We start from the raw sequence: 20544 nt of genomic DNA on the forward strand, positions 1-20544 counted from the left end.
GCGACCGGGCTCCCGCCACCGCCCAAACGACCGTTAAGCTCTGGGGGTGGGAACCGACGATCTGTACCCGGCCGAGCGGCTGGCCGCCGCCCAGCGCGCCACCGCCGCCGCGGGGCTGGACGCGCTGCTGCTCACCCCCGGCTCCGACCTGCGCTACCTGACCGGCTACGACGCCCACGAGGGGGAGCGGCTCACCTGCCTGGTGCTCCCCGCCGAGGGCGAGCCGACCCTGATCGTGCCGGTGCTGGAGCGCCCCGGCGCCGAGGCCGCGCCCGGCGCGGGCTACCGGATCGTCGACCACGCCGACGGCACCGACCCCTGGCCGCTGGTGCGGGCCGCGCTGCCCGGCCCGGCCGCCGCCGTCGGGCTGGCCGACCGGATGTGGGCCGAGCAGGTGCTCGCCCTGCGCGCCGCGCTGCCCGACGCCACCCAGCGGCTCGCCTCCGAGGTGCTGCGCGAGCTGCGCATCCGCAAGTCGCCCGCCGAGGTGGCCGCCCTGGCCGAGGCGGGCGCCGCCATCGACGCGGTGCACCGGCGGATGGGGGAGTGGCTGCGCCCCGGCCGGACCGAGGCCGAGGTGGCCGCCGACATCGCCGCGGCGATCCGGAGCGCCGGTCACGTCCGCGTCGACTTCGTCATCGTGGCCGCCGGCCCGAACGGCGCCAGCCCCCACCACCTGACCGGGGACCGGCCGATCCGGGCGGGCGAGCCGGTGGTGGTCGACATCGGCGGCACCATGCCGTCGGGCTTCCGGTCCGACTGCACCCGCACCTACGTCGCCGGCGGCCCCGCCCCGGCCGACTTCGTCGACTACTACGCGGTCCTGCACGAGGCGCAGCGCGCCGCCGTGGCGGCCGTCCGCCCGGGGGTGACCGCCGAGGCGCTCGACGCGGTCGCTCGGGACATCATCACGGCCGCCGGTCACGGCGACGCGTTCCTGCACCGCACCGGCCACGGCATCGGCCTCGACACCCACGAGGACCCGTACGTCGTGGCCGGCAACCCCCGGCCCCTCGAGGCCGGCATGGCGTTCTCGGTCGAACCCGGGATCTACCTGGCCGGGCGGCACGGCGCCCGGATCGAGGACATCGTCGTCTGCACGACGGACGGCGGGCAGCGGCTCAACACCACCCCCACGGAGCTCATCGCGCTATGACTGTCGACCGGATCCTCCCCACCGACGAGGCCCACGACCTGCTGGACCTCGCCACCGAACTCGCCGACCGGGAGCTCGCCCCCAGGGCCGCCGGCTTCGAGGAGCGCGGTGAGTTCCCCCGTGACGTGCTGCGCACGCTGGGCCGGTCCGGCCTGCTCGGCCTGCCGTACGCGGAGGAGCACGGCGGTGCCGCCCAGCCGTACGAGGTCTACCTCCAGGTGCTGGAGATCCTGGCCAGCCGCTGGCTCGCGGTCGCCGAGGCGGTCAGCGTGCACACCCTGTCCTGCTACCCGGTCGCCCAGTTCGGCACCGACGCGCAGCGCAAGCTGCTGCCGGACATGATCGGCGGCGAGCTGCTGGGGGCGTACTGCCTCTCCGAGCCGCAGGGTGGCTCCGACGCCGCGGCGCTGACCACGAAGGCGGTCCGCGACGGCGACCACTACGTGGTCTCCGGCACCAAGGCGTGGATCACCCACGCCCGGGTCGCCGACTTCTACAACATCTTCTGCCGCACCGGCGGCCCGGGCCCGAAGGGCATCTCCTGCCTGCTGGCCGACCGGAACACCCCCGGCATCCACCCGCAGGCCGCCGAGCGCACGATGGGCCTGCACGCCTCCCCGATCGCCCAGATCGCCTTCGACGAGGCCCGGGTGCCGGCCGAGCGGCTCATCGGCGGCGAGGGGGCCGGCTTCACCATCGCCATGTCGGCGCTGGACTCGGGCCGGCTCGGCATCGCCGCGTGCGCGGTCGGCCTGGCGCAGGCCGCCCTGGACTACGCCATCGGCTACGCGCGGGAGCGCCGGCAGTTCGGCCGGTCGATCATCGACTTCCAGGGGCTCGGGTTCGCCCTGGCCGACCACGCCACCCAGATCTCCGCGGCCCGCGCCCTGACCCTGGCCGCGGCCCGGCTGCGCGACGCCGGCCGGCCGTACTCGATCGAGGCGGCGAAGGCGAAGCTGTTCGCCACCGACATGGCCATGCGGGTGACCACCGACGCGGTGCAGGTGCTCGGCGGCGCCGGCTACGTCGCCGACCACCCGGTCGAGCGGTACATGCGCGAGGCGAAGGTGCTGCAGATCGTGGAGGGCACCAACCAGATCCAGCGGCTGGTCATCTCCCGGTCCCTCGCGAAGGGCTGATCGACGCGGTGCGCGACGCCCGGCCCGCGCAGCGTCACGGCGGCGGGCCGGGTGCGGCGTGGGAGCGCTTTTCCAGGTAGGTTGCACCGCGTGGAGGAGATCGACCGCGCCATCGTCGCCGCACTGACCGGAGACGGTCGGCTGTCGTACACGGACCTGGCCGAGAAGGTGGGGCTGTCCGTGTCGGCCGTCCACCAGCGGGTCCGCCGGCTGGAGCAGCGCGGCGTCATCAAGGGGTACGCGGCCCGGGTCTCGTTCGAGGCGCTGGACCTGCCGCTGACCGCGTTCGTGGCGATCCGGCCGTTCGACCCCTCGCAGCCGGACGACGCCCCGGAGCGGCTCGCCCACCTGCCGGAGATCGACTCGTGCTACTCGGTGGCCGGCGAGGACTTCTACCTGCTGCTGGTGCGGGTGGCCAGCCCGGCGGACCTGGAGCGGGTGCTCCAGGAGATCCGGACGGCGGCGAACGTCACCACCCGGACGACCGTGGTGCTCTCCACACCGTACGAGCATCGGCCGCCGAAGGTCGGCCCGGATCCGGTGGACCAGCAGCGGCTCCGTGGCGTGCCGGCCGGGTCGGCGGGCTCTCAGCCGGGTTGACACACCCGAGCGCGCGAAGATCACCTTTTGCCCCGGCCCGGCCCGGACCTCGGGCGGGCCACGGCGGATGAATGCGCGCGTGCGCCGGTGGGCGGCAAGGATCGGGGCGATCCACGGCCGTCCGCCTACGCTTTGAACCATCGTTCGCCGAGCCGCGAGGGCCCGGTGAACGGGTGAGCAAGTGGGAAAAGGAGTTGGCGTTGCGACAGAAGTTCCTGGCGACCTGCCGGGGTGGGGCGAGGCGACTGCGGTGGACCGGCGCCTGGTCGGCGGGGGGCGGGCGATGACGGCCTCGAGGCCGGGCCCGTCCCGGATCAGCGGACTGCTCGCGCAGGCGCGGGCGTCGGCCGTCGGCACGCGGCTGCCCGCCGCGGCGGTCGAGGTGATGGCCCTGGCCGCGCTGCTGCTGGCGGCGGTGGGGGACTCCCGCCTCTGGGCGCTGCCCCCGGCTGTTCTCGCGTTCGCGCTGCTGGCCTGGACGTGGCGCGGCGGTGCGGCGGCCGCCGGGACCGGCGTGGTGGGCCGGGTCCTCCTGCTCGCCTGCGCTTACCTGATCGGCGCGGTGCACGGCAGTCTCGACCCGGCCCTGGCCGTCGGTGTGGCCGTCGCCGGCCTGGCGATCCTCAGCGAACCGTTGCTGGCCTCCGTGTCCGAGGCGGTCTACCCCGTCGCGGCCAACCTGCCCGGCTTGGGCGCGCGGCCGGACCGCAGCCCCAACTCCGCCCGGGTGGCGCTCGTCAACGGCGCTGCCGTGCTCGCGGCACTGGTCTGCGCCTTCACCGACCTCGTCGGGTGGATCGCGCTGGCCGTGGGGGCCGTGGCGCTGGGGTTGACCCTGTTCACCACGGTGCGGGCGCTGCGCGCGGTGCGGGCGCGGCGCAGCCGGGAGGCGAAGCTCCTCGCCGCGCTGACCGCCTACGAGCCGGTCTTCCTCGTGCACTGGAACGCGCCCGCGGGCACCGCGTACCAGCTCGCGATGTGGCTGCCGTACCTGGAACGCCTCGGGCGGAAGTTCTTCGTGCTGGTGCGCAACCAGACCAACTTCCAGGAGGTGGTGGGTCTCACCAAGGCGCCGGTGGTGCTGCGGATGGGGCTGAACCAGATCGACGACGTCATCGCCCCGTCGCTGCGGGCGGCCTTCTACGTCAACACCGCGACGATGAACAACCACGTCATCCGGTACACGAACCTGAAGCACATCCAGCTCAACCACGGCGACAGCGACAAGGTGCCGAGCCACAACCCGGTCTTCCGGATCTACGACAAGAACTTCGTCGCCGGCCAGGCCGCTATCGACCGGTTCGCGGCCAACGGCGTGCACATGCCGGCGGAGATGTTCACCATCGTGGGGCGCCCCCAGGTGGAGAACGTCGCGATCGCCGCCCAGCCGATCGCCTCGATCGCCAACCCTCGGGTCCTGTACGCCCCGACGTGGGCCGGCTTCTACGCCGACTCCAACTATTCGTCGCTGCTGGTCGGCTACGACATCGTGAAGGCGCTCGTCGCCCGCGGGTGCAGCGTCGTCTTCCGGCCGCATCCGTACAGCCGGCGGTCCCCGGCGCTGTCGCGGGAGTGCGACCGGATCCGGACGCTGCTGGCCGACGACCGGCGGACGAACGGGCGGCCGCACGTGTTCGGCGCCGAGGCCGAGGTGTCGATGTCGGTCGCGGACTGCTTCAACGCCTCGGACGCGATGGTGTCGGACGTGTCGAGCGTGGTGGCCGACTACCTGTACTCGGAGAAGCCCTTCGTCATGGTCGCCGTCTCGGTGCCGGCGGCCCGGTTCCCGGAGGCGTTCCCGCTCGCGCGGGCGGCCTACGTGATCGACGCCCACGGCGGCCGGCTGCAGGGGCTCGACGCCGTCCTCGACGACTTCCTCGGCGACGACCCGCTGGCCGCGGCCCGCCGCGACCTGAAGAAGTACTACCTCGGGGACATCCCGGCGGACCGGTACGCGCAGCGCTTCCTCGACGAGGCCGCGCGCTACCTCTGACCACGAGGGGCATCGGCCCACGATCGGCTCCGGTTCGGCGTCCCTGCCGAACCGGAGCCGATGTCGTCCGGCCCCGGCGCGCTTCCCCGCCGCGGGTGGCGTCCACGGCCGCGGCGGATCAGTGCCGTGCGGCCCGGTCGGCGTCCGCGGTCTGCGGAACCGGCTGGTTCCAGCGCAGGATGACCCGCCGGCCGTGCTCGTGGCCGAGCACGCTGACGGTGGCGGTGTCCAGCCGCAGCAGCCCGCCCGCGGACGGGGGGAGGCCGATCCAGCGCGCGCCGAGCACCCGCAGGCTGTGCGCGTGGCCGACCAGCGCGACGCTGCCCCGCTCCAGCAGCGGGGCCACCCGGTCGAGCACCCGGTCGAGCCGGGCGCCGACCTCGGCGGGTGACTCCCCGTCGGGGCAGCCGTCGGTCCAGATGTTCCACCGGGGGTTCTCCTCGTGGATGTCCACGGTGGTGCGCCCCTCGTAGGCGCCGTAGTTCCACTCGGCCAGGTCGGGGTCGGTGGCGTCGACGGTGAGCCCGGCCAGGTGCGCGGTGCGGGTCGCGCGCTGCCGGGGGGAGGACAGCACCCGGACGAAGCGCCGGCCGGCGAGCGCCACGGCGAGCGCCTGGGACTGCCGCTCGCCGTCGGGGGTCAGCTCCAGATCGGTGTACGAGGTGTGCCGGCGGCTGGCGCTCCAGGTGGTCTCGCCGTGCCGGATCAGCAGAATCTCGCTCACCAGCCCAGTCAACCACGGCCGGGCGGTCCGGGCCGGTCGCCGGGAGGTCACCCGCGCAACGACTGGGTACCGAGCACGGTGAGGCGCTCGGTGTCGGGGCTGCCCGGTTCGGCGGTGGAGAGGTCGCTGCCGGCGACGAAGAGCACGTCGCCGGCGCGCTGCCCTGGCGGTCTCAACCTATCTTCCTAGGATGCCTTACACGACGTGCGCCGGGGCACAGCGTTTGCCGACACCGGCACCGGGGACGCAACGGGCCGGAAGCCCGAACGAGCCGAGGAGGCGGAATGAGCTTCACCGACAAGGCCAAGAGCCGGGCCCAGGAACTGGCTGGCGCGGCCAAGGAGCGGATCGGCGACGCCACCGACAACGAGCGGTTGCGGGCCGAGGGCGCCAACGAGCAGAGTGCCGCCCGGGCGCGGCAGGCCGGGCAGAACGTCAAGGAGGCCGGACGCAACGTCCGGGACGCCTTCGACAAGTGACCTGGTAGGGCGGCGGGCCCCCGGCTGATCCGGGGGCCCGCCGCCGTACGCGTGCTGTCCGGGGGTCGGGGCTGGTTAGGGTCGCGGGGTGACGGTCCTGCGTTCCCTGGTGTTGTTCGTGCTGGCCGCGGTGGCGGAGATCGGCGGCGCGTGGCTGGTCTGGCAGGGCTGGCGGGAGCACCGGGGGCTGTGGTGGGTGGCGGCCGGTGTGCTGGCCCTGGGGGCGTACGGGTTCACGGCGACGTTCCAACCCGATCCGAACTTCGGCCGGATCCTGGCGGCGTACGGGGGCGTGTTCGTGGCCGGGTCGCTGGCGTGGGGTGTGCTGGTCGACGGGTTCCGGCCGGACCGGTGGGACCTCACGGGCGCGGTGATCTGCCTGGCCGGGGTCGCGGTGATCATGTACGCGCCGCGGGGCTGACGGTCGTCGCCGCCCGCGCCACAGGGCGGCGCACGCCGACGGGGTGTCGGCGTGCGCCGCCCGGACTCCGGGCCGCGCGGGTTACCTCGGGTCGCGGTGAAACGTGGACGTGGACCAGAAGTAGCCGAGCACGGCGAGCGCCACGCACCAGAGGACCGCGAGCCATCCGTTGTGGCCGATCCCGCTGCCGAGCAGCAGGCCGCGCAGGGTTTCGATGGCGGGCGTGAACGGCTGGTACTCGGCGACCGGCTGGAGCCAGCCGGGCATGGCGTCGACCGGGACGAAGGCGCTGGACAGCAGCGGCAGCAGGATCAGCGGCATGGCGTTGTTGCTGGCGGCCTCGGCGTTCGGGCTGACCAGGCCCATGCCGACCGCGATCCAGGTGAGCGCGGTGGCGAAGAGCATGAGCAGCCCGAGCGCCGCGAGCCACTCCAGGACGCCGGCGCCGGTGGACCGGAAGCCGATGGCCACGGCGACGGCGCCCACGAGGACCACGCTCAGGACCGACTGCAGCACGCTGCCGACGACGTGCCCGACGAGGACCGAGCCGCGGTGGATGGCCATGGTGCGGAAGCGGGCGATGATGCCCTCGGTCATGTCGGTCGAGACGGACACGGCGGTCCCGATCACGGTGCTGCCGATGGTCATCAGCAGGAGGCCGGGGACGAGGTAGGCGATGTACCGGGAGCGGTCCGGGCCGCCGTCGATGCCCGCGCTCATCGTGTCGCCGAAGACGTAGACGAAGAGCAGCAGCAGCATGATCGGGGTGAGCAGCAGGTTGAGGGTGAGGGACGGGTAGCGCCGGGCGTGCAGGAGGTTGCGGCGCAGCATCGTGGTCGAGTCGCGTACGGCGAGGGAGAGGGAGCTCATCGGAGGGCCTCCTTGGGCTGGGCGGGGATGCGGGCGCCGCCGGTGAGGGCGAAGAACACGTCGTCGAGGTCGGGGGTGTGGACGGTGAGGGTGTCGGCGTACACGTCGGCGTCGTCCAGGCGGTCGAGGATGGCGCGCAGTTCGCGCTGGGTGCCGCCGCTGGGGATCTGGAGGGTGAGGGCCTGGTCGTCGCGGACGGTGTCGCGCAGCGCGCCGGCGGCCCGCTGGTAGGCGGCGGGGTCCTCGAAGCGCAGTTGGACGTGTCCGCCGGGGATGAGCCGTTTGAGTTCCGCGGCGGTGCCTTCGGCGGCGATCCTGCCGTCGTGGAGCACGGCGATGCGGTCGGCGAGCTGGTCGGCCTCCTCGAGGTACTGGGTGGTGAGGAAGACGGTGACGCCGTCGGCGACGAGTTCGCGGATGATCTGCCACATGTTGTGGCGGCTGCGGGGGTCGAGGCCGGTGGTGGGTTCGTCGAGGAAGATGATCCGCGGGTTGCCGACGAGGGTCATGGCGAGGTCGAGGCGGCGTTTCATGCCGCCGGAGTAGGTGGAGGCGGGCTTGCCGGCGGCGTCGGTGAGGTCGAAGCGTTCCAGCAGTTCGGTGGCGGTGCGCTGGCCGTCGCGCTTGGACAGGTGGTGCAGGTCGGCCATGAGGAGCATGTTCTCCGCGCCGGTGATCAGGCCGTCGACGGCGGAGAACTGGCCGGTGACGCCTATCGCTTCGCGGACGGCCCGGGGGTCGGTGGTGAGGTCGTGGCCGCCGACGCGGAGGGGTCCGGAGGTGGGGTCGGGGGAGATGAGGGTGGAGAGGATCTTGACGGCGGTGGTCTTGCCGGCGCCGTTGGGGCCGAGCAGGGAGAAGATCGTTCCCTGCGGGACGGCCAGGTCGATGCCGTCGAGCACGACCTTGTCGCCGTAGGACTTGCGGAGTCCGTTCGCCGCGATGGCCAGGTTGGTCATGGTGGGTGCTCCTTGCTACAGGCTGCGGGCGTGGATGTCGCCGACGGCGGTGGTGGCATGGATGGTCAGGCCGGCGCCGCCGGTGTTGGTCAGGGAGTTGTGGATCCGGCCGTGGGTGGTGCCGGCGTCGAGGGAGGCGGGGACGCCGGGGGCGGCGGCGACGGAGATGTCGCCGGCCTGGGTGCGGAGTACGACGGTGCCGGGTGCGGCTTCGGCGATGCGGATGTCGCCCTTGGCGGTGGTGATCTCGGCGGGGCCGTTGAGGCGGCCGACGGTGACGTCGCCGGCCGCGGTGGTGAGGTGGGCGCTGGCAGCCTCGTCGATCGTGATGGCGCCGTGGGCGCCCTCGAAGGTGACGTCGCCGAGCCGGCCCACGGTCCGGAGGTCGGCGCCGGCGGCCTTCGCCTGGACGTGGGAGCCGGTGGGCAGGTGGACGGTCACCTCGATGAATCCGGAGCTGCCGAGGATCTGGTTCCGGGCGGTGGCCTCGATGCGGAGGGTGCCGTCGGCGTACTGGATTCTGGTCTGTTCGGCGACCTTCACGTCGCGGCTCCTGGCGGGGTCGGCGGGCCGGACGTCGACGGTGGTGTCGGCCCGGTCGGTGGCGATGAGCTGGATGCTCCCGGCGGGGATGTCGAGGTGGGCGGTGATCGGGGTGGGGGTGTCGAAGGTCCGCATGGCGTTCTCCTGCTGACCGTGTTGTTTCTGACGCGAGAAACGCTACGTTGCGTTCGAGAATCCGGCAACATGTTCGTTGCGCGAAATGGCTATTTCAAGAGGTAGAGGGCCGATATTCGTTGCAACCGTCCTGAATCTAACGCAACACCGCCGCGCGGGGTCGTTGCATTGGATGGGCAGTGAACGCTATGCTGGCGGTGTCGAACGACAGTGGAGGGGGATATCGCGATGCCGGGAGGCAGGCTCACCCAGCAGGAACGCCAGCAGATCGCGCTGGGGGTGGCCGACGGCCTCGCCTACGCGGAGATCGCCCGGCGTCTCGACCGCCCCACGTCGACGATCACGCGTGAGGTGATGCGCAACGGCGGCCCCACCGCCTACCGGGCGGACCTGGCCCACCGCGCCACCGAACGTCGTGCGCACCGGCGCAGGCAGACCACCGCGCGAGGGCCGCAGGCGCCGGCGCAGGCGCACGGGCGCGACGCCGAGGCGGTGCGCGAGTACGAGGAGCTGTTCACGACCCTGCTCATGCAGCAGGGCCTGCCCAAGATGATGTCCCGGGTGCTGACGTGTCTCTACACGGCCGACGCGGGCAGCCTCACCGCGTCCGAACTCGTCGGGCGTCTCCAGGTCAGCCCGGCGTCGGTCTCCAAGGCGATCACGTTCCTGGAGGGCCAGGGCCTGATCCGCCGGGAACGCGACGAGCGCCGCCGCGAGCGCTACGTCGTCGACGACGACGTGTTCTACCAGAGCACGATCGCCGGCGCACAGTCCAACGCCCAGCTCGCGGAGGTGGCACGGCAGGGCGTGAGCGTCCTGGGTCCGGGCACCCCGGCCGCCACCCGTCTGGAGAGCATCGCGCGGTTCGTCGACTTCATCGCCGAGAGCCTCACCCGCGCCGCGGAGCAGGCCCGCGAGATCCTCTACACGAAGCCCGAGCCCGCCCCGGGCGGCGCCGCCGCACCGCGGTCGGATCGCGGCGCCGGTTGATCCGGCGCCGCCCTCCGGCCGGGCCCGGACAGACCGCCGCCCCCGCGGCCGGGTGGCTCGCGGGGGCGGCGGGGTGCGCGCGGGTCAGTCGTCGCGGTGGGCGGTCCACCACGCCTGGCCGGTCTCGGGCAGGGTGTCGATCGGGTCGTAGTAGGCGTAGCGCTTGTTGAGCGCTTCGAGGTCGGCGGACTCGATCGAGGTGCGGTAGTTCTTGGTCCAGTAGGAGATGCCGCGCTCGCGGTCGTACTCGGTGAGCATGTGCACCCAGCGCTTGCCGACGAAGGGGACGTCGCAGACGATGCGCGGGGTGGCGTAGCCGGGCAGGTAGCCCATGATGTCGTGCTGGAGCTGCTGGGCGTGCCAGACGGGGACCCGCCAGTGCTCGGCGTTGGGGATCATGTCGCACATGTAGAAGTAGTACGGCAGGATGCCGGCCTCGCCCTGCAGCGCGAAGCAGAGGTCGAGCAGGTCGGCGCTGGTGGCGTTGACCCCGCGCATGAGCACGCCCTGGTTGCGGACGTCGCGGACGCCGACGTCGAGGGCGGTCTGGGCGGCCCGGGCGACCAGCGGGGTGATCGACTGCCGGTGGTTGACGTGGGTGTGGATGGCGAGGTTGACGCCCCGCCGGGCGGCGGTGCGGGCGACCCGTTCGAGGCCCTCGACGACGTCGCCCTGGAGCCAGTGCTGGGGCAGGCCCATGAGGGCCTTGGTGGCGAGGCGGACGTCGCGAATGGTTTCGATCTCGAGCAGCCGCATGAGGTAGGACTCGAGGTTCTTCCACGGCACGTTGGCCACGTCGCCACCGGAGACCACCACGTCGCGGACGCCGGGGTGGGCCTTGAGGTAGGCGATGTGGGCGTCGTAGCGGTCGACGGGCTTCAGGGTGAGCTTCAGCTTGTCGACGGCCGGCGTGGAGTTGCCGACCAGGTCCATCCGGGTGCAGTGCCCGCAGTACTGCGGGCAGGTGGACAGCAGCTCGGCGAGGACCTTGGTGGGGTAGCGGTGGGTGAGGCCTTCGGCGACCCACATGTCGTGCTCGTGGAGGCTGTCGCGGCTGGCGTAGGGGTGGGAGGGCCAGTCGGTGCGCCGGTCGGAGGCGACGGGGATCATGTAGCGGCGGATCGGGTCGGCGAGGAACGCCTCGGTGGTCATGGACTCGAACGGCACCATGGTGTTGACCATCTGCGGGGGCACCAGCATCGACATGGTGGCCAGGGCCTTCTGGTCGGCCTCGAGGTCGGCGTAGAAGCTCTCGTCGACGAGGTCGCCCAGGACGGTGCGCAGCTGCTTGATGTTCTTGACGCAGTTGACCCGCTGCCACTGGGCGTTCTCCCACTGCTCGCGGGTGACGTGGCGCCAGCCGGGGAAGCGGGTCCAGTCGGGTTCGACCAGGGGGCTGCGGCGGTACTCGTACGGCTGCCCGGCGGTCGGAACGGCGACCCGGGCGTGACGGGGTTGAGGGATGGTCTCAACCGGTTGGGTCTGGGTCACGGCCCCTCCTGACATGTGGTGCGGGTGATCAACGATCCCGAAGGCTACTGGAAAATATCCGGTGAAGAAATTAGTCTGCCGTAAGTTTTCCCGCGACGCGAGCCCTGGCCGGGGTTTCGGGCGGTTGGACATAGGGGGTCGGCGTGACGTCACCGGTGGGTCTGCACCGAGTCGTGGAACCGGCGGGGGTGCTGCCGCAGGCGGCGTGGCGGCTGGACGCCGATCCCCGGATCGCCGCCAACGAGGTGCGGATCCGGGTCGAGCGGCTGAACCTGGACGCGGCGAGCTTCCGGCAGCTGTCGGAGACGCACGGCGGCGACGGGGAGAAGGTCCGCGCCGAGGTGCTGGAGATCATCTCGACCCGGGGGAAGATGCAGAACCCGGTCACCGGCTCCGGCGGCATGCTCATCGGCACGGTGGAGGAGGCCGGGAAGCGGTCCCCGCTCGGGCTGCGGCCGGGCGACCGGGTGGCCACCCTGGTGTCGCTGACGCTGACCCCGCTGACGATCCTCGACGGGCTGGCCCGCTGGGACGGGCGCAGCGAGCAGGTGCCCTGCGACGGCTACGCGATCCTGTTCGCCCGGTCGATCGCCGCGGTCCTCCCGGAGGACCTGCACCCGGAGCTGTCCCTGGCCGTGCTCGACGTGTGCGGGGCGCCGGCGCTGACCGCGCGGGTGGTCGCCGAGCAGGTGGCGCGGCGCCGCCGCGAGGAGGACCCCCGCCCGGTGACCGTGGCGGTGATCGGCGGCGCCGGCAAGAGCGGCTCGCTGTCCCTGGCCGCCGCGCGGCGGGCCGGCGCCGGCCGTACCGTCGGGGTGGTGCCGGTGGCGGCGGAGCGCGACGCGCTCGACGCGGCCGGCCTGGCCGACGTGGTCGCGCTGGCCGACGCCCGCGACCCGGTCGGCCTGTCCACGGCGGTGACCACGGCGCTGGGCGCCCCCGCGGACGTCACGGTGGTCTGCGTGGACGTGCCGGGCTGCGAGCACGGGGCGGTCCTCGCCACCTCCGACGGCGGCACGGTGATCTTCTTCTCGATGGCGACGAGCTTCGCGGCCGCCGCGCTGGGCGCCGAGGGCCTGGCCGCGGACGTGACCATGCTGGTCGGCAACGGGTACGTGCCCGGGCACGCCGCCCTGGCGCTGGACCTGCTGCGCGGCGAGCCGGGGGTGCGTCGTCTGTTCGAGGCCCGGCTGGCGGCAGACTGAGCGTCATGACGAACCCCTCGACCCTGTACCGCGGCGGAGCGCTGCACTGTCCGGCCGACCCGAGCGCGACGGCGTTGCTGGTGCGTGACGGGCGGATCGCCTGGCTGGGCGCCGACGCCGACGCGCCGGCCGCCGACCGGGTGGTGGAGCTGGGCGGAGCGCTGGTGACGCCGGCGTTCGTCGACGCGCACGTGCACGCCACCGACACGGGGCTGGCCCTGTCGGGGCTGGACCTGTCGGCGGTGCGGTCCGCGACCGGGCTGCTGGAGGCCGTGTCCGCGTTCGCCGCCGCCCTGCCGCCGGACGCGGTGGTGCTGGGCCACGGCTGGGACGAGTCGTCCTGGGCGGAGCCGGCCCTGCCCGACGCGGCGGCGCTGGACCGGGCCGCCGGGGGCCGCAAGGTGTACCTGTCGCAGGCGTCGATCCACTCGGCGCTGGTGTCGGCGGCGCTGCTGGCGGCCTGCCCGGACGCGGCGGCCGCCGCCGGCTACGACCCGTCGGGCTGGCTGCGCCGCGACGCCCACCACGTGGTGCGGGCGGCGGCGCTGGGCTCGGTGACGACGGCGCAGCGGGTGGCCGCCCAGCGCACGGCGCTGCGGCACGCCGCGTCGCTGGGGATCGCCGCGGTGCACGAGTGCGGCGGCCCGGGCACCTCCGACGAGAGCGACTTCACCGGCCTGCTGGCGATCTCCGGCGACGGCGTGCCCGAGGTGTACGGGTACTGGGGTGAGCTGCTGGGCGCGGCGAAGGCCCGGGAGCTGGGCGCGGTCGGCGCCGGCGGTGACCTGTACGCCGACGGGGCGCTCGGGTCCCGCACCGCGCACGTGTCGGCGGCGTACCTGGACGGGGAGCCCGGCGCCTGCGGGCACGGCTACGTCACCGCCGAGCAGGTACGCGACCACCTGCTCGACTGCGCGGCCCACGGGCTGCAGGGCGGCTTCCACGCGATCGGCGACGCGGCCATCGGCACGGTGCTGGACGGGTTCGCGCAGGCCGCGCGGAAGGTGGGCGTGGACCGGCTGCGGGCGGCCCGGCACCGGGTCGAACACGCCGAGATCATGAGCAAGCGGCTCATCGCCGGGTTCGTGGAGTACGGCATCGTGGCGTCGATGCAGCCGGCGTTCGACCGGCTGTGGGGCGGCGCCGGCCGGATGTACGAGTCGCGGCTGGGCCTGTCCCGGTCGCTGGAGTCCAACCCGATGGGCGCCATGCACGGGGTCGGGGTGGCGCTGGCGTTCGGGTCGGACTCGCCGGTGACACCGCTGGACCCGTGGGGGTCGGTGCGGGCCGCGGCGGCGCACCACAACCCGGCGCAACGGATGAGCGTGCGGGCGGCGTTCGCCGCGCACACCCGCGGCGGGTGGCGGGCCGTGCACCTGGACAACGAGGGGGTCCTCGCGCTGGGCGCGCCGGCGACGTTCGCGGTCTGGGACACCCCGGCCGGGGTGGAGCGGGGCCTGCCGGTGCTGCAGGCCGCGGACCCGGAGGCGCGCGGCGCGGACGACCCGACGCCGCTGCCGGTGTGCCGGACCACGGTCCTGCGCGGTGACGTGATCTATCAGGAAGGCTCTTCTCAGTGACAGGCAAGCTTGGGCTGGATCCGGCGCTGGTGGCGCGGGCGCGGGAGTTGGCGCGCCGCGCCGGGCAGCCGGTGGTGGATCTGGCGCGCAGCCACACCACCGTGTCCGTGGAGCGGGCGGTGCTGCGGCTGGCCGGGGTGACCGGCGCCGACCCCGACGGCATCCCGTGGGTGAACCGCCTCGTCGACGCGGTCGTCGCCGACGTCGGTCTCGGCCACGGGGTGGCCGCGCCGGTGTTCGACGCCCTGGCCCGGGAGCAGATCGCCGACGTGACGCTGCTGGCGCAGAAGGCCGCCGCCGGGTCGGTGCGGTTCACCCAGCCCACCGGCAAGGCCGCCACCGCCGCCCGGAAGGCCGCCCGGAAGGCGGTCGCCGCGGGCGTGCGGCAGATCGACAGGCGCCGCGCCGAACGGGAGCGGCTGGTGAAGCGGTACGGGGACCCGAAGCAGCGACCGTGGATCTACCTGATCGTGGCGACCGGCGACATCTACGAGGACATCCCGCAGGCGCAGGCCGCCGCGCGGGCCGGGGCGGACATCATCGCGGTGATCCGCTCCACCGGGCAGTCGCTGCTGGACTACGTGCCCGAGGGCGCCACCCGGGAGGGCTTCGCCGGCACCTACGCCACGCAGGAGAACTTCCGGCTCATGCGGGCCGCGCTGGACGAGTCGTCGCGGGAACTGGGCCGGTACGTGCGGCTGACGAACTACGCGTCGGGCCTGTGCATGCCGGAGATGGCCGCCCTGGCCGGCCTGGAACGGCTCGACATGATGCTCAACGACTCGATGTACGGGATCCTGTTCCGCGACATCAACCCGATCCGCACGTTCGTCGACCAGCGGTTCTCCCGGCAGGTGCACGCCCGCGCCGGCATCATCATCAACACCGGCGAGGACAACTACCTCACCACCGCCGACGCGGTCGACGAGGCGCACACGGTGACGGTGTCGCAGCTGCTCAACGAGTACTTCGCGCACGAGGCGGGGCTGGCCGACTGGCAGCTCGGCCTGGGCCACGCGTTCGAGATCAACCCGGACCTGCCGGAGTCGTTCCGGCTGGAGCTGGCGCACGCGCTGCTGGCCCGGGAACTGTTCCCCGACGCGCCGCTGAAGTGGATGCCGCCGACCAAGCACATGACCGGCGACGTGTTCCGCGGCAACCTGCTCGACGGGTTCTTCAACCTGGTCGGCACCATGACCGGGCAGGGCATCCTGCTGGTCGGCATGATGACCGAGGCGGTGGTCACCCCGTGGCTGTCCGACCGCGACATCGCCCTGCAGAACGTCCGCTACGTGCTGGGCGCCGCCGGCGGGCTGCACGAGGACTTCGTGCCCGCGCCGGGCGGGTTCATCCAGCAGCGCGCCCACCGGGTGCTCGGCGAGGCCGTCGACCTGCTGGAGCGCATCGGCGACCAGTCGCTGCTCACCGCGATCGCCGAGGGCACCTTCGGGATCATGAAGCGGCCCGCCGACCGGGGCAAGGGCCTCGACGGCGTCGCGAAGCACGAGGCCGACTACTACAACCCCGCCACGGACATCCTGGAGCAGGCGGCATGAGCGAACGCACCGAGCGAAGCGAGGGCCGTGCGGGCATGCCCGGCCAGCGCGGCATGACGGAGAAGAAGATCGTCCGGCCGTACGGGGACACCACCGGCGACGGCATGGTGCAGGTGTCCTTCACGCTGCCGGTGCCGCACGACAAGCGCGCCGAGGGCGCCGCCGTGCAACTGGCCAACAAGATGGGCATGGACCCGGCCATGCTGGTGCACGCCAAGCAGATGGGCGACGGGTTCACCTTCTTCGTCGTCTACGGCCGGGTGAACCACCTCGTGGACCTGGACAAGGTGCAGGTGGTGGAACGGGACTTCCCGCTGCTGTCGGCCAAGGAGGTCAACACGGTGGTGAAGCAGCGGCTGCGGCGCAAGCTGTCCGTGGTCGGCGCCTGCATCGGCACCGACGCGCACACCGTCGGCATCGACGCCATCCTCAACGTCAAGGGCATCGCCGGGGAGAAGGGCCTGGAGTACTACCGCGAACTCAAGGTCACCAACCTGGGCGCGCAGGTCAGCGTCCCCGAGCTGGTCGAGGCCGCCCGGCAGGAGAAGGCCGACGCCGTGCTCGTCTCCCAGGTCGTCACCCAACGCGACGCGCACCTGCACAACACCCGGGAGATGTCCGCCGCGTTCCGGGAGGCCCTGCCCGCCGGGAAGCGGCCCCTGCTCATCGTCGGCGGCCCCCGCTTCGACGAGACCATGACCGCGGAGCTGGGCGTCGACCGGATCTTCGGCCGCGGCACCACCCCCGGCGAGGTCGCCAGCTACCTGGTCCACGCCCTGATCACCGACAAGAAGGCGAGAGCATGAGTGACCCCCGGGTCGGCCTGACCGTCACCCACCGCCGGTACGTGCCGTACTCCCACGCCCACTACGCCGGCAACCTCGTCGACGGGGCGTACGCGCTGGGCCTGTTCGGCGACGTCGCCACCGAGGTGTGCATCCGCACCGACGGCGACGAGGGGCTGTTCGCCTCCTACTCCGACGTGCAGTTCAAGGCCCCCATGAAGGCCGGTGACGTGCTGGAGGTGACCGCCACGGTCACCCGGGTGGGCACCCGCAGCCGCACCATCGACTTCGCCGCCCACGTGGTGTGCCGGGGCCGCCCCGACAGGTCCGAGTCCGCCGCCGAGGTCCTCGCCGAGCCGATCGTCGCGGTCACCGCCACCGGCACGGTGGTCGTACCCCCGGCGGCATGAGCGCGGAGCCGGGTTTGCGAGCCCCGCGGTCGCGAACGAAGGACAACCCGGCGTGAACCTCGCCGTCTGCGCCGACGTCGGGTCGACGTACACCAAGGCGGCGGTGGTCGACCTCGACGGCGGCCGGCTCGTCGCCGCGGCGGCCGCGCCGACCACCGTCGGCACCGACGTGCTGCACGGCCTGGACACCGCGGTCGGCGCCGCCACCGCCGGGCTCGCCGCCGGTGCCCTGCCCTGGTACGTGTGCTCGTCGGCCGGCGGCGGCCTGCGGCTGGCCGTCATCGGCTACGAGCCGCTCGTCACCGCGCAGGCCGGCCGGCGGGTCGGCCTGTCCGCCGGGGCGAACGTGGTGCACGTGGCCGCCGGCCGGCTCGGCGCGGCCGAGCTGACCGCGCTGCGCGCCGCCCGCCCCGACGTGGTGCTGCTCGTCGGCGGCACCGACGGCGGCGACGCCGACACCCTCACCCACAACGCCACCCGGCTGGCCCGGGCCCGCTGGCGGGTGCCCGTGGTCCTCGCCGGCAACGCCGACGTCCGCGACGACCTGCACGCCCTGCTCGCCGCGGCGGGAGTGCCGGTCACCGCCGCCGACAACGTGCTGCCCCGCATCGGGGTGCTCGCCCCCGCGCCCGCCCGCGCCGCGATCCGGCAGGTGTTCCTGCGGCACGTCATCGGCGGCAAGAAACTGTCCCGCGGCGGCCGGTTCGCCCGCCTGGTGCGGGCCGCCACGCCCGACGCGGTGCTCACCGGGGTGGAGGTCCTCGCCGACGCCCTCGGCGGGGACCTGGCCGTCGTCGACGTCGGCGGCGCCACCACCGACGTCTACTCGGTGCTCACCCCCGACGAACGCGACACCGGCCCCAGCCAGGAGGTCGCCGGCACCCTGTGGCGGGCCCGCACCGTCGAGGGGGACCTCGGCATGCGGTGGAGCGCCCCCGGCGTGGTCCGCGCCGCCGCCGAGGAACGCCTGCTCGCGCCCGGCGAGGAGGACGACCTGGCGGCCGCGGCCGTGGTGCGGGCCGCCGACCCCGGCTTCCTGCCCGCCGGCGACGCCGACCGGGCCGCCGACCGGCGCATCGCCGCGCTCGCCGCCACGGTGGCGCTGCGCCGGCACGCCCGCGGCGCCGCCACCGGGGAACGCGCCGGCCGGGACCTGCGCGACGTCAAGCTGATGGTCGGCTCCGGCGGGGTGCTGCGGCACGCCGCGCCCGGCGACGCCGCCGAGGTGCTCGCCGCGGTCCTCGGCGACCACGCCGGCGGGTGGCCGCTGCCCCGCGCCGCCCGCCCCGTCGTCGACGTCGACTACGTCCTGGCCGCCGGTGGGCTGCTCGCCGCCGACCACCCCGGCGCGGCGGCCGCGCTGCTGCGCCGCCACCTCTCCGGGGTCTGAGCGCTACCCGGCGGCGAGCTTCGCGCCGCGGGCGTCGGCCTCCTGCGACGCGGCCCAGGAGGCCAGCACCCGGAGGTTGTCCTCCGCGGCGGAGCCGGGCTCCGCGGTGTAGATCACCAGGGAGAGGCCGGGTTCGGCGGTCATCGCGAGGGTCTCGAAGGCCAGGGTGAGGTCCCCGACGGCCGGATGGTGGAAGCGTTTCGTGCCGGTCCCGTGCCGCCGCACGTTGTGCGCGCCCCAGCGGGTGCGGAACGCGTCGCTGCGGGTGGACAGCTCGCCCACCAGGTCGTGGAGGTCCTTGTCGTGCGGGTCGCGGCCCGCCTCGGTGCGCAGCACGTCGACGGTGACGTCGGCCATCAGCTCCCAGTCCGGGTAGAAGCGGCGGGCCGCGGGGTCGAGGAACTGGTAGCGGGCCAGGTTCGGCGGCGGCGAGCCGCCACCGGCGTAGATGTCGCTGAAGAAGCCCCGGGCGAGCTGGTTGGTGGCGAGCAGGTCCAGGCGGCCGTTGCTGACATAGGCGGGGCCGGCCGTGATGGCGTCCAGGGTCCACTGCAGGCTGCGGTGCAGCGGGGTGTGCCGGCCCGCCCGCCGGCGTGGCCGGGCGAGCGCGTCCGAGCCCTCGGCGGCCTGGGCCAGGTGGAGCAGGTGGGCACGTTCGGCGTCGTCGAGCTGCAGGGCGCGGGCGACGGCTTCCAGGACGCCGGGGGAGACCCCGGCGAGGTGGCCGCGTTCGAGCTTCGCGTAGTACTCGACGCTGACGTCGGCGAGCGCGGCGACCTCACTGCGGCGCAGCCCCTTCACCCGGCGGCGGGCGCCGGCCGGCAGGCCCACCCGCGCCGGGGTGATCTTGGCGCGCCGCGAGACGAGGAAGTCGCGGACCTGGTCATGGTTGTCCACGCCGTCGACCGTACGCGGCGCCGACCGCGGCAGCCATGTACTGCCGGTACACCCCTCACCAGGCACTCCCTGCCGGCACCGAAAGGCAGTTAGCTGGTTTCCGAGCGGGACTAGGCGCCCGCCACCGGGGCAATCCGTGAGCCGGCACACCGCCGCACCCACGGGAAACACCATCGCAAGGGAGAACATCATGCGTGGCGTCGTCATGCACGCACCCGGCGACGTCCGGGTGGAGGACCGCCCGGATCCGCGGATCGAGCAACCCACCGACGCGATCATCCGCGTGTCGGCGACCTGCGTGTGCGGCTCGGACCTGTGGCCGTACCGCGGGGTGCAGAAGGTGGAGGGCCCCACACCGATGGGCCACGAGTACGTCGGCGTCGTCGAAGAGGTCGGCGCCGACGTCACCAGCCTCACGCCCGGCCAGTTCGTGGTCGGCTCGTTCTGGGCCTCCGACAACACCTGCGAGATCTGCCGGGCCGGCTACCAGTCCGCCTGCGTGCACCGGGTCCCGATGGGCATGCTCGGTTCGCAGGCGCAGTACCTGCGGGTGCCCCTCGCCGACGGCACCCTGGTCGCCACACCCGAGGTGCCGCCGGCCGACCTGATCCCCAGCTACCTGGCCGCCTCCGACGTGCTCGGCACCGGCTGGTTCGCCGCGGTCGCCGCCCAGGCCGGCCCCGGCCGGACCGTCGCGGTCGTCGGCGACGGCGCCGTCGGCCTGCTCGCCGTCCTCGCCGCCCGGCAACTCGGCGCCGAACGGATCATCGCGATGAGCCGGCACGAGCCACGGCAGAGGCTCGCCCGCGAGTTCGGCGCCACCGACATCGTCACCGAACGCGGCGACGAGGGCGTGGCCCGGATCAAGGACCTGACCGGCGGTCTCGGCGCGCACTCGGTGGTGGAGGCGGTCGGTACCCAGGAGTCGATGATGCAGGCCCTCCACGCGACACGTGCCGGCGGGCACGTCGGGTTCGTCGGCGTCACCCACGACGTGGCCGTGCCCGGCATGGAGCTGTTCTGGTCCCTGGCACACCTGCACGGCGGCCCGGCGCCCGTACGGCGTTTCCTGCCGGAACTGCTGCGCCTCGTCGGCGACGGCACGATCAACCCGGGGCGGGTCTTCGACCTCGACCTGCCCCTCGACCAGGCCGCCGAGGGTTACCGGGCCATGGACGAACGCCGCGCGATCAAGACCCTGCTGCGACCCTGAAGGAGCCT

At 73.6% G+C, this 20544-nt stretch carries 21 protein-coding genes; 14 read left to right on the top strand and 7 right to left on the bottom strand.

Annotated elements, in window-relative coordinates; all coding sequences use genetic code 11:
• Positions 1–40: 40 nt before the first annotated feature.
• The 4 genes from ACZ6PY_RS14055 (at position 41) to ACZ6PY_RS14070 (ending at position 4888) form a co-directional block, all read left to right on the top strand.
• Positions 41–1156 (top strand): M24 family metallopeptidase, encoded by a 1116-nt coding sequence (locus ACZ6PY_RS14055; RefSeq protein WP_466073540.1) that lies wholly within the window; start codon positions 41–43, stop codon positions 1154–1156.
• Positions 1153–2295, top strand: a complete 1143-nt coding sequence (locus tag ACZ6PY_RS14060) for an acyl-CoA dehydrogenase family protein (RefSeq protein WP_466072152.1) — start codon at positions 1153–1155, stop codon at positions 2293–2295. The genes ACZ6PY_RS14055 and ACZ6PY_RS14060 overlap by 4 nt, the downstream gene beginning before the upstream one ends.
• Before the next feature lie 90 nt (positions 2296–2385).
• Positions 2386–2895: an Lrp/AsnC family transcriptional regulator gene (locus ACZ6PY_RS14065; protein ID WP_466072154.1), complete on the top strand. Its 510-nt coding sequence runs from the start codon at positions 2386–2388 to the stop codon at positions 2893–2895.
• A gap of 283 nt (positions 2896–3178) precedes the next feature.
• Complete coding sequence (locus ACZ6PY_RS14070) at positions 3179–4888, top strand: CDP-glycerol glycerophosphotransferase family protein (protein WP_466072155.1); 1710 nt, start codon at positions 3179–3181, stop codon at positions 4886–4888.
• A 118-nt stretch (positions 4889–5006) separates the two neighbouring features.
• On the opposite strand, the gene ACZ6PY_RS14075 is transcribed toward ACZ6PY_RS14070, so the two are convergent.
• Together ACZ6PY_RS14075 and ACZ6PY_RS14080 are read right to left on the bottom strand one after the other, a co-directional pair.
• Entirely contained in the window at positions 5007–5612 is a 606-nt protein-coding gene (locus ACZ6PY_RS14075) for a histidine phosphatase family protein (RefSeq protein ID WP_466072157.1), read from the bottom strand.
• Positions 5613–5659: 47 nt separating this feature from the next.
• Entirely contained in the window at positions 5660–5788 is a 129-nt protein-coding gene (locus ACZ6PY_RS14080; protein ID WP_466072159.1) for a hypothetical protein, read from the bottom strand.
• Between the two features lie 108 nt (positions 5789–5896).
• On the opposite strand from ACZ6PY_RS14080, the gene ACZ6PY_RS14085 reads away from it, so the two are divergent.
• Together ACZ6PY_RS14085 and ACZ6PY_RS14090 are read left to right on the top strand one after the other, a co-directional pair.
• Positions 5897–6091 (top strand): CsbD family protein, encoded by a 195-nt coding sequence (locus tag ACZ6PY_RS14085; RefSeq protein WP_107076192.1) that lies wholly within the window; start codon positions 5897–5899, stop codon positions 6089–6091.
• 88 nt (positions 6092–6179) lie between these two features.
• On the top strand, positions 6180–6512 hold the full coding sequence (locus ACZ6PY_RS14090) for a YnfA family protein (RefSeq protein ID WP_466072161.1): 333 nt from the start codon (positions 6180–6182) through the stop codon (positions 6510–6512).
• An 81-nt stretch (positions 6513–6593) separates the two neighbouring features.
• Here the strand turns inward: ACZ6PY_RS14090 and ACZ6PY_RS14095 are convergent, their stop codons facing one another.
• From ACZ6PY_RS14095 to ACZ6PY_RS14105, 3 genes are read right to left on the bottom strand one after another with little or no spacing between them, the layout of a single operon-like run.
• Positions 6594–7382: an ABC transporter permease gene (locus ACZ6PY_RS14095; protein ID WP_466072163.1), complete on the bottom strand. Its 789-nt coding sequence runs from the start codon at positions 7380–7382 to the stop codon at positions 6594–6596.
• Positions 7379–8341 carry an ATP-binding cassette domain-containing protein gene (locus tag ACZ6PY_RS14100; protein WP_466072165.1) on the bottom strand — a complete coding sequence of 321 codons (963 nt, stop codon included), beginning with the start codon at positions 8339–8341 and terminating at the stop codon, positions 7379–7381. Before ACZ6PY_RS14100 ends, ACZ6PY_RS14095 begins: the two co-directional genes overlap by 4 nt.
• A gap of 15 nt (positions 8342–8356) precedes the next feature.
• The gene (locus ACZ6PY_RS14105) at positions 8357–9019 is read right to left on the bottom strand and encodes a DUF4097 family beta strand repeat-containing protein (RefSeq protein ID WP_466072167.1); all 663 of its coding nucleotides are present in this window, start codon (positions 9017–9019) and stop codon (positions 8357–8359) included.
• Between the two features lie 228 nt (positions 9020–9247).
• On the opposite strand from ACZ6PY_RS14105, the gene ACZ6PY_RS14110 reads away from it, so the two are divergent.
• Complete coding sequence (locus ACZ6PY_RS14110) at positions 9248–10009, top strand: helix-turn-helix domain-containing protein (RefSeq protein ID WP_466072169.1); 762 nt, start codon at positions 9248–9250, stop codon at positions 10007–10009.
• Between the two features lie 84 nt (positions 10010–10093).
• Here ACZ6PY_RS14110 and ACZ6PY_RS14115 read toward each other — a convergent pair whose 3' ends face one another.
• Positions 10094–11500, bottom strand: a complete 1407-nt coding sequence (locus ACZ6PY_RS14115) for a KamA family radical SAM protein (protein ID WP_466072171.1) — start codon at positions 11498–11500, stop codon at positions 10094–10096.
• 143 nt (positions 11501–11643) lie between these two features.
• Here ACZ6PY_RS14115 and kdd point away from each other — a divergent pair, with 143 nt between their 5' ends.
• Genes kdd through ACZ6PY_RS14145 form a run of 6 tightly spaced genes read left to right on the top strand, consistent with a single transcriptional unit; the run spans position 11644 to position 18426 of the window.
• Positions 11644–12705 carry an L-erythro-3,5-diaminohexanoate dehydrogenase gene (gene kdd / locus ACZ6PY_RS14120; protein WP_466072173.1) on the top strand — a complete coding sequence of 354 codons (1062 nt, stop codon included), beginning with the start codon at positions 11644–11646 and terminating at the stop codon, positions 12703–12705.
• 5 nt (positions 12706–12710) lie between these two features.
• Positions 12711–14285, top strand: a complete 1575-nt coding sequence (locus tag ACZ6PY_RS14125; protein WP_466072175.1) for an amidohydrolase — start codon at positions 12711–12713, stop codon at positions 14283–14285.
• Positions 14282–15841, top strand: coding sequence for a lysine 5,6-aminomutase subunit alpha (gene kamD, locus ACZ6PY_RS14130; protein ID WP_466072177.1), 1560 nt, complete (start codon positions 14282–14284; stop codon positions 15839–15841). The genes ACZ6PY_RS14125 and kamD overlap by 4 nt, the downstream gene beginning before the upstream one ends.
• Positions 15842–15894: 53 nt before the next feature.
• The gene (gene kamE, locus ACZ6PY_RS14135) at positions 15895–16647 is read left to right on the top strand and encodes a lysine 5,6-aminomutase subunit beta (protein WP_466073542.1); all 753 of its coding nucleotides are present in this window, start codon (positions 15895–15897) and stop codon (positions 16645–16647) included.
• A complete protein-coding gene (gene kal, locus ACZ6PY_RS14140; RefSeq protein WP_466072179.1) occupies positions 16644–17036 on the top strand; it encodes a 3-aminobutyryl-CoA ammonia lyase in 393 nt (130 codons plus the stop codon). The genes kamE and kal overlap by 4 nt, the downstream gene beginning before the upstream one ends.
• A gap of 52 nt (positions 17037–17088) precedes the next feature.
• Positions 17089–18426 (top strand): glutamate mutase L, encoded by a 1338-nt coding sequence (locus ACZ6PY_RS14145; RefSeq protein ID WP_466072181.1) that lies wholly within the window; start codon positions 17089–17091, stop codon positions 18424–18426.
• 3 nt (positions 18427–18429) lie between these two features.
• On the opposite strand, the gene ACZ6PY_RS14150 is transcribed toward ACZ6PY_RS14145, so the two are convergent.
• The gene (locus ACZ6PY_RS14150) at positions 18430–19323 is read right to left on the bottom strand and encodes a helix-turn-helix domain-containing protein (RefSeq protein WP_466072183.1); all 894 of its coding nucleotides are present in this window, start codon (positions 19321–19323) and stop codon (positions 18430–18432) included.
• Positions 19324–19513: 190 nt separating this feature from the next.
• Here ACZ6PY_RS14150 and ACZ6PY_RS14155 point away from each other — a divergent pair, with 190 nt between their 5' ends.
• Positions 19514–20536, top strand: a complete 1023-nt coding sequence (locus tag ACZ6PY_RS14155; RefSeq protein WP_466072185.1) for a zinc-dependent alcohol dehydrogenase family protein — start codon at positions 19514–19516, stop codon at positions 20534–20536.
• Positions 20537–20544 lie beyond the last annotated feature (8 nt).

The sequence above is a fragment of the Micromonospora sp. NPDC048907 genome (assembly GCF_055586885.1).